This is a genomic window from Patiriisocius hiemis, assembly GCF_031846325.1.
GTDB classification, from domain to species: Bacteria; Bacteroidota; Bacteroidia; order Flavobacteriales; family Flavobacteriaceae; genus Patiriisocius_A; species Patiriisocius_A hiemis.
On record NZ_JAVRHZ010000006.1, the window covers coordinates 106566 to 117885 of the forward strand.

At 34.1% G+C, this 11320-nt stretch carries 12 protein-coding genes; 3 read left to right on the forward strand and 9 right to left on the reverse strand.

The window, feature by feature from the left end:
• Positions 1-40: 40 nt before the first annotated feature.
• From RM538_RS10530 to mutY, 5 genes are all read right to left on the reverse strand, one after another.
• Entirely contained in the window at positions 41-928 is an 888-nt protein-coding gene (locus RM538_RS10530; protein WP_311333394.1) for a DMT family transporter, read from the reverse strand.
• A gap of 87 nt (positions 929-1015) precedes the next feature.
• The gene (gene gldD / locus RM538_RS10535; RefSeq protein ID WP_311333395.1) at positions 1016-1570 is read right to left on the reverse strand and encodes a gliding motility lipoprotein GldD; all 555 of its coding nucleotides are present in this window, start codon (positions 1568-1570) and stop codon (positions 1016-1018) included.
• Positions 1567-2895, reverse strand: a complete 1329-nt coding sequence (locus RM538_RS10540; RefSeq protein WP_311333396.1) for a gliding motility-associated protein GldE — start codon at positions 2893-2895, stop codon at positions 1567-1569. Before RM538_RS10540 ends, gldD begins: the two co-directional genes overlap by 4 nt.
• 21 nt (positions 2896-2916) lie before the next feature.
• Positions 2917-3375 (reverse strand): single-stranded DNA-binding protein, encoded by a 459-nt coding sequence (locus RM538_RS10545; protein ID WP_311333397.1) that lies wholly within the window; start codon positions 3373-3375, stop codon positions 2917-2919.
• A 53-nt stretch (positions 3376-3428) separates the two neighbouring features.
• On the reverse strand, positions 3429-4505 hold the full coding sequence (mutY, locus tag RM538_RS10550; RefSeq protein WP_432279808.1) for an A/G-specific adenine glycosylase: 1077 nt from the start codon (positions 4503-4505) through the stop codon (positions 3429-3431).
• Between the two features lie 125 nt (positions 4506-4630).
• Between mutY and RM538_RS10555 the strand changes: the two genes are divergently transcribed.
• The 3 genes from RM538_RS10555 (at position 4631) to RM538_RS10565 (ending at position 7314) form a co-directional block, all read left to right on the forward strand.
• Positions 4631-4921, forward strand: coding sequence for an HU family DNA-binding protein (locus RM538_RS10555; protein WP_311333399.1), 291 nt, complete (start codon positions 4631-4633; stop codon positions 4919-4921).
• 319 nt (positions 4922-5240) lie between these two features.
• Complete coding sequence (locus tag RM538_RS10560; protein ID WP_311333400.1) at positions 5241-6782, forward strand: ribonuclease E/G; 1542 nt, start codon at positions 5241-5243, stop codon at positions 6780-6782.
• Positions 6783-6840: 58 nt separating this feature from the next.
• Positions 6841-7314, forward strand: a complete 474-nt coding sequence (locus RM538_RS10565) for a regulatory protein RecX (protein ID WP_311333401.1) — start codon at positions 6841-6843, stop codon at positions 7312-7314.
• Between the two features lie 2 nt (positions 7315-7316).
• Here RM538_RS10565 and RM538_RS10570 read toward each other — a convergent pair whose 3' ends face one another.
• The 4 genes from RM538_RS10570 to RM538_RS10585 form a co-directional block, all read right to left on the reverse strand.
• Positions 7317-8180, reverse strand: a complete 864-nt coding sequence (locus tag RM538_RS10570) for a cupin-like domain-containing protein (RefSeq protein WP_311333402.1) — start codon at positions 8178-8180, stop codon at positions 7317-7319.
• A gap of 141 nt (positions 8181-8321) precedes the next feature.
• Positions 8322-8951 carry a fibronectin type III domain-containing protein gene (locus tag RM538_RS10575; RefSeq protein WP_311333403.1) on the reverse strand — a complete coding sequence of 210 codons (630 nt, stop codon included), beginning with the start codon at positions 8949-8951 and terminating at the stop codon, positions 8322-8324.
• A 77-nt stretch (positions 8952-9028) separates the two neighbouring features.
• Positions 9029-10117 carry a biotin synthase BioB gene (gene bioB / locus RM538_RS10580; RefSeq protein ID WP_311333404.1) on the reverse strand — a complete coding sequence of 363 codons (1089 nt, stop codon included), beginning with the start codon at positions 10115-10117 and terminating at the stop codon, positions 9029-9031.
• A 29-nt stretch (positions 10118-10146) separates the two neighbouring features.
• Positions 10147-11313 carry a beta-ketoacyl synthase N-terminal-like domain-containing protein gene (locus RM538_RS10585; RefSeq protein WP_311333405.1) on the reverse strand — a complete coding sequence of 389 codons (1167 nt, stop codon included), beginning with the start codon at positions 11311-11313 and terminating at the stop codon, positions 10147-10149.
• Positions 11314-11320: the final 7 nt, after the last annotated feature.

Sequence of the window (11320 nt, forward strand, 5' to 3'; positions counted from 1 at the left end):
TTAAAATCCAAATAAATTGTGAAGAAAAAGACCACTTGTTTTAAGTGGTCTTTTTTTTCTTTCTATTTGCCAAATACACCCCAAAAATAATAAGACAGGCAGCGGCTCCTTGTTGAAGACTAAACTTTTCACCATCAAGCAAACCCCAAAACAAAGCAACAATAGGAATAGTATACGTCACAGAAGTAGCAAAAACAGGAGTGCTTATTTGTACTAGTGTATTAAATAAAATTTTAGCTAGACCAGTTCCTATTACCGCAAGTAATAACAAGTAGCCTAAAGAAGGCATCAATTCTTCTGAAGTTAATGTTGCTTGGTTAAAAAATCCAGAAAAAAATAAGACCAAAATTGCTGGTATTAAAATCACTACAAAGTGTCCAGCTGTAATTGCCATTGCTGGAGTATGTTGCAAATACCGTTTAATGATGTTAACATTTGTTGCATAACAAACCGATGCAATTAATATTAAACAAGCATACCAATAATTTTGATTTGGATTTACAGCTGCTCCGCTCCAAATAAGTAATAAGCTTCCCAAAAGACCCACAATTACTCCTGCCAATTGATTTTTTGAAAAACCAATAGAAAATGCTGCAACACCAAGCAAAAGAGTCATTATTGGTGTAGTAGAATTTAATACTGAAACAATAGCACTATCTATTTCTGTCTCTGCAAATGCAAACAAAAAAGCAGGAATAAAAGTTCCAACAAATGCAGAAATGGTAATCCATTTCCATTCTGTTTTTTTAATTAGCTTTAGCTTATTGAATCCAATAATAAGTAGAAAAATTGCTGCAAAAATAGTTCTTAAAGCTCCTAATTGAAGAGGTGTAAGCCCTATAAGCGCTTTTTTAATAAGTATAAAACTACTCCCCCAAACTACAGAGAGAATAAAAAGAAACACCCATTTTTTATCGATACCTTTCATAAAGAAGTTGCAAAGGTGACAAATTATTTAGAATGTTAATGCTTGTATTTAGAAATTAACTAGACTTTAAAAGATAGGAGTAAAGTACTACTCTTTCCACTCCATAGTCTCCATTATAGTACGCATGTCGTCTCTAAGGTACATGACTGCTGGATATATAGAATCGAAATTGGGTTTTGCTTCAAAATATAATGCCCCAGTTACAAAATGCTTTGTGCTATCAGTTATATAGAATTGAGATTGTGAAGCAGCATCTCCATTTATCATATATAACATTCCATAGGTGTTATTATCAGGATTTACAAAAGGCTGCTCTGGGATACTATTGGCTTTAATATTATGACCATAAGCAAGTTTTTGGGCATCATATAATAAACCCGTAAGGTTAGAGTCCTTTACTTTTTGGTAGGTTATAAAAACCGACGCTTTCATATTTGGGTAATAAATGTTAAGACCACACCCTTTTTGTTTTTTAATTTGAGCATTTGTGTTTTTTAAAAAGGCATAAGGGCAATCTGTTTCAAGCTTTTTATATTCCCCCACTGGGTATTCTAAAGCTAATAGAGCGTTTGGTTTTACAATTGTATCCTCACCACAAGAAGTTAAAAAAAGAAACCCTAAAAGAACCAGAAAAAACCTCATATTACAGACGTGATTGTCAATTTAATTTGTTTTATACGTTTGTTCTCAAACGCTTCAATAGTAAACGAATATTCATGAAACTTTAGTACTTCTCCTTTTTTAGGAAATCCTCTGGAAATTTCTAATAAAAATCCTGCTAGGGTTTCAGATTCTCCCTTGGCATCTTCAAACACTTGATTGTCTTCTAGTTGAATTACTTTGTAAAAATCTTTGAGTGGAGTCTTTCCTTCAAAAACATAATTATTATCATCAAGTTTAGAAAAAATTAAATCATCATCGTCAAACTCATCACTTATTTCACCTACAATTTCTTCTATAATATCTTCTAAAGAGATTAATCCACTTGTACCTCCATACTCATCTACAACAATAGCAAGGTGCATTTTCATTTCCTTAAACTCGTTCAGTAAATCGTCTAGTTTTTTATTTTCAGGAACAAAATACGCTTCTCTTTTTAGATCTTGCCAATCTAAATTTTTACGCTCTATGTACGGCATTAAATCTTTTACATATAAGATACCTGTAATATTGTCTATGTTATCCTTATAAACCGGTATTCTGGAGTAGCCTTTATCAATAATTTCAGGCATGATATCTTTGTACAGTTGTTCTTCGTTCAAAGCAAAAATATCCATACGAGGTTTCATTACTTGTTTGGTATCTGTATTTCCAAAAGTGACAATACCTTGTAATATTTTTTGTTCTTCTTTAGTAGTATCTTCTTCATTAGTTAGTTCTAAAGCCTGAGATAATTGATCAACGCTAATATTACTTGTTTTTTTTCCAAAACGTTCTTGCATAAAAATTGTGATTGCGCGCATAGGCATACTCAACGGAGTAAAAATAACATCTAGGAAACGTAACGGAAATGCCATCATAGAAGCAAAAGAAACTTTATTTCGGCTTGCATAAATTTTTGGTAAAATTTCGCCAAAGAGTAATATTAAAAATGTAACAACACCAACCTCAACTATAAATCGTACGTTTAAAAACCCCCATAAAACAGAATCAATATTCGCAAAGAGAAAAGAAGTGAGTGAGTCAAATAATAATACTATAGCAATATTTATAAAGTTATTGGCTACAAGAATAGTTGCGAGTAACTTTTTAGGTTTAGACAATAACCGCTGAACCAGCTCCATTTTTTTGGGAGGTTCATTTCCATTTGAGGCGTCAAAATCTGTGGATGTTAAAGAGAAAAAAGCTACTTCTGCACCAGAGATTAAGGCAGAGCAAAAAAGTAGTACAAAAAGCACTACCAAGCTTATAATTTGCGGAAAGCTTAGCGCATTTATGAGTAATAAACTAGGAGGCTCTATATCCAAAATGGTGTGCTTAGTTAAACTTTAAAACGGAAGATCATCCTCTTCACCTAGATGTTCTTCGGTTTTGGGTTGAGAACTCGTAGCTTGTTGAGAGGGTTGCTGTGTCCCGCCGTTTGATTGAGGCATTGTAGATCCACTTTCATTTTTAGGTGTTAAAAAAGTGAAGTCTGTACATTGTATTTCTGTACTATATCTATCATTACCAGAATCGTCTTGCCATTTTCTAGTTTTAAGACGCCCTTCTATATAAACCTTATCTCCCTTTTTTAAATATTTCTCGCAGATTTCTGCACCTTTATTACGTACAACAATATTGTGCCACTCTGTGTTTACTACTTTCTCTCCAGTAGTACGATTGGTATAGCTTTCATTAGTTGCAAGCGGAAAACGACCAATACTTCCTCCTCCTTCAAAATAATGCATTTTAACTTCATCTCCTGTATGCCCAATAAGCATTACTTTATTCAATGTTCCACTCATAGTTGTATATTGTTTTTACCTGTACAAAGGTATGTTTTGTTCTTTAAATATAGTTAATTTTTCAAATTATTGAATGTCGTAAATTCCGAAATAAAATTTGAAATTAAAACAGGTACTGCATAGTCATCAATTGTACTAATGGCAATTCCGTTTTGGAGCTTTTCAGAAATAAAAATAATCCAAAATGTTGTATAGAGATGCTGATGTGATAACTTATGAAGTATGGGTGCATTGTTATATTGAGTAATATCAACTTCAGAAAATTGATTTGTAAGTTTTAAAAAGTCATTGTCTTCCATTAAAGTTTTAATGGTTGCTTGATTTTTCGTTTCAACCAAAGGAAATTGATACAATTGTTGCCAAATACCTTTTTTGGTACGTTGTTCTATATGTGTTTTGTTATCTTCTGAAATAAAAACCAAATAATTGAAATACCGCTTTTTGATAGCACCTTTCTTCAATTTAAAAGGAAGGGAAGCAACTTTTCTTTTACCAAAGGCCTCACAGCTATCATTAAATATACAGTTACTACAATCTGGGTTTTGCGGCACACAATATCGAGCACCAAACTCCATAATTGCTTGGTTATGAGTCCCTGGTTTTTGAGGGTTTATTAATTGTTGTGCAAGAGCTTTAAATTCTTTTTGCCCTTTTGTACTGTTTATAGGTGTTTCTATTCCAAAAATACGAGACAATACTCTATACACATTGCCGTCTACAACTGCAGCAGCTTCATTGTAACAAATTGAAGCAATAGCACTTGCTGTATAATCACCAACACCCTTTAAATTGAGTAGTTCTTTGTAGTTATCTGGAAATTTTCCATTATAGTTAACCACAACATTTTTTGCCGTTTCGTGGAGGTTTCTTGCCCTTGAATAGTACCCTAATCCCTGCCATAGTTTTAATACCTGTTCTTGAGGTGCAGCAGCTAAATCATGAATACTTGGAAATGTAGTTATAAACTTTTGGTAATAAGGTAATCCTTGAGCAACTCTGGTTTGTTGTAGAATAATTTCTGAAAGCCAAACAGCATAAGGGTTTGTCGTAGTACGCCATGGCAATTCTCGTTTGTTTTGTAGGTACCAAGAAATAAGCCTTTTAGAAAATTCAGTATCCATTTTCAACATTAGACAAATGTAAGTTTATCTATTTATTTTTTAACCCATTACCTTTGACAAATTGATTTTAAAATGATTATATTTGCCGTCTTGAAAAAAATAAACCTATAAAGAATAAATTAAAAATTAAGAATATGACGAAAGCAGATATCGTAGCAAAGATTTCAGAAAAATTAGGAATGGAAAAAGGGGATGTACAAGCTACAGTTGAAACCTTTATGGACGAAGTGAAAAACTCACTAGAAGGTGGTGACAATGTTTACTTAAGAGGTTTTGGAAGCTTTATAATTAAAAAGAGAGCAGAAAAAACAGGAAGAAACATATCTAAGAATACAACAATTAAAATTCCTGCACACAATATACCTGCATTTAAGCCTGCTAAAGTATTTGTAGAAGGTGTTAAAACTAACGTAGAAGTAAAGTAATAATAACGTTTTGTAGCATACAAAACAAAAAATAATTATACATATGCCAAGTGGTAAAAAAAGAAAAAGACATAAGGTAGCAACGCATAAGCGTAAGAAAAGAAGACGCGCTAACCGCCACAAGAAAAAGTAGTATTTCACTACTTTTTTTGTTTACAGCAATACAAAATCGTTCTTTGAAAACGAAATAGCAACACCTTTTTAACTGTAAAGACTAGCTATTTCAACGGGTTAATCGCTACCAATTGGTAGCAAAAAACCTGTGATAAAATTATTGTTTAATCCATCCCGATAAAATGTCGGGAAAAAATCATGAATAGTGAGCTACGAATTATTTATTAGATCCAGTTCACAAGAAGTTGATTTTGCCCTTTTAAAAGATGGAAAACTATTAGAATTACATAAAGAGGAAGAGGACAATAAATTTTCGGTAGGAGATATTTATATCGCCAAAATTCGAAAAACTGTTCAAGGTCTCAACGCTGCATTTGTAAATGTAGGGTATGAAAAAGATGCATTTTTGCATTACCATGATTTAGGTCCAAAAGTACTTTCGCTTTTAAAATTCGTAAAACGTGTAAGCACAGGTAAACTTAAAGAGTACTCTTTAAAAGAATTCCCATTAGAAAAAGAGATTGATAAAAATGGAGGCATTAACAATGCATTAAAATCCAATCAATCTATTCTGGTACAAATTGTAAAAGAACCCATTTCTACTAAGGGACCACGTATAAGCTCTGAGCTATCAATAGCTGGAAGATATATTGTGTTAGTCCCATTTTCAGATAGAGTTTCTATTTCTCAAAAAATAGAGTCTAGAGAAGAAAAAGAAAGGTTAAAACGCTTAATTACAAGCATAAAACCTAAAGGATTTGGTGTTATTATACGTACTGTAGCAGAAGGCAAAAAAGTAGCAGAACTGGATAGAGATTTACAAAATCTCACTGATCGCTGGACAGCGATGTGTAAAAAGCTACGGGGGGCGCACCACCCAAGTAAGGTGCTAAGCGAGCTAGACAGAGGTGCATCTATTATTCGAGATGTATTTAACGATTCGTTCACCAATATTTGTATTGATGATGAAACCCTCTATCTACAAATAAAAGATTATGTGCAAGAAATTGCACCCAATAAAGAAGGTATTGTAAGACATTATGACTCTAAAGTTCCCATTTTTGAAAAATTTGGGATTGAGCGTCAAATTAAAACATCCTTTGGTAAAACCGTATCGGGGAGTAAAGGAGCTTATTTGGTTATAGAACACACAGAAGCTATGCACGTCATTGACGTAAATAGTGGAAATAGAAGTAACAAATCTAATAACCAAGAAGAAACAGCACTCGAAGTAAATTTAATCGCTGCTAGTGAAGTAGCAAGACAATTACGTTTACGAGATATGGGAGGGATAATAGTAGTAGATTTCATAGATATGGGAACTGCTGCCAATAGAAAAAAGCTTTACGAGCATCTTAGAAACGAAATGAAAGATGACCGTGCTAAGCATAAAATTCTACCTCCAACCAAGTTTGGTTTAATACAAATTACAAGACAACGCGTACGACCCGAAATGAATATAAAAACGCGAGAAGAAGCCCCCTCTGGAGGCGATGGTGAAATAGAAGCACCAATAAACGTGGTCAATAGAATAAACGAAGATGTTAAAAAACTCTTCAAAAAAGACTATAAAAAGTTAACGTTACATACGCATCCTTTTATAGCAGCCTTTTTAACAAAAGGATTTCCATCTGTGCGAACCAAATGGTTCATGGAGCACAAAAAATGGGTAAAAATTCAACCGAGAGATGCTTACACGTATCTTGAATATCACTTTGTCGATAAAAATGGCGAGGAGATATTATAATACAAACCCTGTCAAGTAATTGGCAGGGTTTTTTGTTTTTACATACTTTTGAAACTATATGCCGTCCCAAAAAACATATACAGTAGAAGAAGCAAAAAAACGCATAGAACGTTACTGTGCCTACCAAGAACGTTGCCATAAAGAAGTACAACAAAAATTACGGGATATGAAAATGATTCCTGAAGCCATTAATCTTATTACCGCACATTTAATTGAAGAAAACTACTTGAATGAAACCCGTTTTGCAAAAGCATTTGCCAGAGGGAAATTCAACACAAAAAAATGGGGAAAGCAACGTATTGTTAGAGAATTAAAAGTTAGAGCTATTGGACAATACAATATAAAAATTGCTTTAAAAGAAATCCCAGAAGATGCCTATTTACAGACCTTTGAGGCGCTTGCTGAGAAAAGACTACAACAACTTACTTCCGAAATAAACATAAATAAAAAGAAGAAAAAACTAGCCGATTATCTTTTTTATCGGGGCTGGGAACCTGAGCTGGTTTGGGGGAAGGTTAGGCAGCTTTCTTAAATCTAAATAACCTCAAGATTCGCTTGTGTCCGCTCAACCGCCTGCTCATTTTTCCAATCTATCCAAGCTTGTCCTTTTCTGCGACGCATAAAGTTATCGTAATGACGCATCCAAATAACATTATATACTGCTTTGGCTAGATTTTTAGGATTGCGCGCAATAGCACGCAGACTCATAGAAAATCCGGGGGTAACATACTTCATATAATGCCAATAGCCCTCTGGCATATATAATACTTCACCATGATTTAGGTGTGTTTTATAGCCTTCTGCCTTTTTTAAGGCAGGCCATTTAGAATAGTCTGGGTTGGAGAAGTCTATATCTTCTCTAGTTATTAAGGAATGAGGGATTTTATATAGATAATCATTCTGTTGTTGGTCAAAAAGGATAATTTCTTTTTTTCCGTGAAAATGAAAGTGAAAAATATTAGCCAAGTCTATATCATAATGCATAAACGTATGGCTGTCTTCTCCCCCAAAAAACAACATAGGTAACCCCTTCATAAGCCTAATTCCAAAATCCGGGTAGGTAAAATCTTTTTGCAATTCTGGAACTTCTTTCAAGATATTCCAGAGGAAAATACGGTATTTGGTAGGGGCTGTTTTGAGTAAATCTATATATTCACTCATCAACATTTTTGCATGTGGCTCGTTAAAGCCATCTTCATGTGTTACGGGTCTATCATCATACAAAGGCACTTCTTTATCCCCCGCGACTTTTGCCATATAATCAAGGTTCCACTTAGAATACGCAGGCCAGTCTTCTATAAACTGTTCTATCACCACAGGTTTTTGTGGCTTAAAGTAATTACTAAGAAATTCTTTCTTAGTAATAGTTTGTACTCTATCTATTTCTTGTAATCTCATGGATTTGATATGTTGGCAAATTTACAAAACTTAACACTAATCTTACGTTTAGGTAATATTGCTTTTTAATAGTAATGTAAAGTAATTTCAAAGAAAAAGCTGGCTTACGCCAGCTTTAAAATTCTTCATTTATAAAATAAATTAATTAGTAGTAACCACTATTGCATCTGCATAGTCACTAAATCCTTGTGAACCACAATTGGCTCTAACATAGACTTCATAAGTTGTTTGTGATGGTAGTCCCGAAATTGTGATATTGCTTTGAGAAGTTTCAATAACTGTACCTGTACCCAAAGAAAAGCCTGAAGGACCATATTCTACCTGCCATGCTGTTTCTCCATTTTCTTGCCAACCTATAGAAAAGAAATCTGTCCCAACGTCTGCAACAAATACATCTGTTGGTGTCATACAGGAGTTTGTGCTTTCTATTGTTGAAAAGTCAACTCTTCTATCTGAACTAAACCCATCAGAGCCACAATTAGCTCTTAATAAAATTGTATAGTCAGTAAGTGGTTCTAAACCTTCAATAAAAAAGTCTCTTTCTGAAGTTCCACGAATGGTTCCATTACCCACATCAAACCCTCTTAATCCGTACTCAATTTGCCAAGCTGTTTCTCCATTAGGTTCCCAAGAGAATAAGACAGAACCACTATTAATTTCTTCAAGAGTAATTTCTCCCGGTTCATTACAATTAGGGTTACCAGTATCGTCATCTTTATCACAAGCAAATAGTGCGAGTGCTATAAATGCACTCAAAAAAAGTTTTTTCATAAGATTAAATTGTAAGTTTCAATGTGTTTTAAAAACGTATTGAATTACATTTTATTGAAAGAAAGCTGAAAAATAGTTTATTTAGTAGCTTTTGCTTTAGCCTCTACATTACGCTCAATGGTATGTCCTGGGCGTGACCATTTTGGTTTTTCACCAAGTGGCTGGTATTGAGAATCATGCGCTTCTACTGTTTCGGGTTGTGCTTTTTTAACAAAAGGTTTCATAGGCTGCAACCCTAGTAACTTAAACATTTCCATGTCTTCGTTTACATCTGGATTAGGGGTAGTTAGCAATTTATCTCCTGCAAAGATTGAATTTGCACCTGCAAAAAAGCACATAGCTTGTCCTTCGCGAGACATTTGAGTTCTCCCTGCCGAAAGTCTAACTTGTGTATTAGGCATTACAATTCGCGTAGTAGCAACCATACGAATCATATCCCAAATAGAAATAGGCTCTATCTCTTCCATAGGAGTTCCCTCTACAGCAACAAGTGCATTAATAGGCACACTTTCTGGTTGAGGGCTTAATGAAGCAAGCGCTACTAACATACCTGCCCTATCTTCTAGTGCTTCTCCCATGCCAATAATCCCTCCACTACAAACCGTTACATTGGTTTTTCTAACATTACCAATAGTATCTAATCTATCTTGATAGGCTCTTGTAGAAATAACATCTTTATAATAATCTTCGCTAGTATCTAAGTTGTGATTATAAGCGTACAATCCTGCTTCTGCTAGACGTTTTGCTTGGTTTTCGGTAATCATACCCAAGGTACAGCAAACCTCCATGTCAAGCTTATTAATAGTGCGCACCATTTCTAACACTTGATCAAACTCTTTTCCGTCTTTTACATTACGCCATGCAGCACCCATACATACTCTAGAACTTCCTGAAGCTTTGGCACGAAGGGCCTGTGCTTTTACATGAGAAACAGTCATTAAATCATTACCTTCAATATCTGTATGATAGCGCGCTGCTTGAGGACAATAACCACAGTCTTCTGGGCAACCTCCCGTTTTTATTGATAGTAATGTAGAAACCTGAACTTGGTTTGGGTTATGAAATTTACGATGAACCGTTGCTGCGTCATACAGTAACTCCATCATAGGTTTGTTGTAAATTTCTAGTATTTCTTCTTTGGTCCAGTTGTTTCTTAGTTCGCTCATATCTGTTCAAAAATAAGTAAATATTTTATTTAGTTTTCAGGAATTTCAAGAATTATACTAACAGCATTTCCACCAAATCCAACAGCGTTAACAAGAATGCTTTTAATAGGTTTTGAAAGTTCCTTTTCTGTATAATAAAAAAATGGGTTTTGAATAAACTTTTGTTTACGCAACATTAAAATAGCCATTTCTATGCTCAACATTCCAGAAGCTGCAAAGGTATGACCCACCAATGTTTTATTAGTTGTCAATCTCGGAGTTTTCCTGCCAAAAGTTATATCGATTGCATTTTTTTCAGCTTGATCTCCTTTTACTGTTCCTGGAGCATGCATCACAATAACATCTATTGTTTCAAGATTTGCTTGTTGCAAAGCCATCTTCATTGACTTTTGAAAACACTCAGCATTTTCTGAAATATCACTATTATGTTTAATTTTTTCTGAAGCAAACCCATAACCTACTATAGTAGCTAATGATTTTTCAGAAACTCCTTTTTCTAATAAAGCAACCACTGCTGCTTCTCCTAACACCATTGTGTTATTTGCTTTATTAAAGTTTAATGATTCACAAGGAAATGCTGACTTGCTTTTAGAATATAATTTTAAAGCTTGCATTTGTGCAATGGTAAAGGGGGTTAAGGCTGCTTCGCTTCCTCCTACTAAAAATGCATCTGACATATCTGCCTGTAACCAAGCAATACCATTTAATAATGCATGCATTGCGGTTGAACAAGTTACCGAGTGGTCTATTTGCACACCCTCCACTTCTAATTCTTGTCCTACCCATGAAGATATATTACCTAAGGTAGTAGTTGGAGAAGTGTAGGCTGATACTTTTTTAGTTTTTATAAAGTCATAATGATGTTTTTCAAAAAGAGAAGTAGCTCCTCGAGAAGACCCTATATTAATTCCAATATGTTTATTCTTGAGTATATATCCATCTGTTACCTTTTTTGAAGCTAACATTGCTAATAATACAGACCTATCTAAATTTTTATATTTAGATGACGAATTTTTTAGACTTATTATTTCTTTTTCAGTTTCTGAAATAATTGTGCTTACTGGTACTGTTTCTCCGTTAAATTCTTTTTCAGAAAAAAAAGAGGTCTCAGAGCAATAACTTTCCCAGATGGTTTTTGAAGAGGAACCTAATGCCGAAATAGATTGAATAGCTACTATTGAAATTTTTTGCTTCAAATCTTTT

What these genes read in the sequence shown, in the direction of transcription:
- RM538_RS10565 (WP_311333401.1), top strand. Translation starts at nt 6,841, where the DNA reads ATGCCGTCCCAAAAAACATATACAGTAGAAGAAGCAAAAAAACGCATA.
- RM538_RS10555 (WP_311333399.1), top strand. Translation starts at nt 4,631, where the DNA reads ATGACGAAAGCAGATATCGTAGCAAAGATTTCAGAAAAATTAGGAATG.
- RM538_RS10575 (WP_311333403.1), bottom strand. Translation starts at nt 8,951, where the DNA reads ATGAAAAAACTTTTTTTGAGTGCATTTATAGCACTCGCACTATTTGCT.
- RM538_RS10530 (WP_311333394.1), bottom strand. Translation starts at nt 928, where the DNA reads ATGAAAGGTATCGATAAAAAATGGGTGTTTCTTTTTATTCTCTCTGTA.
- gldD (WP_311333395.1), bottom strand. Translation starts at nt 1,570, where the DNA reads ATGAGGTTTTTTCTGGTTCTTTTAGGGTTTCTTTTTTTAACTTCTTGT.
- mutY (WP_432279808.1), bottom strand. Translation starts at nt 4,505, where the DNA reads ATGTTGAAAATGGATACTGAATTTTCTAAAAGGCTTATTTCTTGGTAC.
- bioB (WP_311333404.1), bottom strand. Translation starts at nt 10,117, where the DNA reads ATGAGCGAACTAAGAAACAACTGGACCAAAGAAGAAATACTAGAAATT.
- RM538_RS10570 (WP_311333402.1), bottom strand. Translation starts at nt 8,180, where the DNA reads ATGAGATTACAAGAAATAGATAGAGTACAAACTATTACTAAGAAAGAA.
- RM538_RS10545 (WP_311333397.1), bottom strand. Translation starts at nt 3,375, where the DNA reads ATGAGTGGAACATTGAATAAAGTAATGCTTATTGGGCATACAGGAGAT.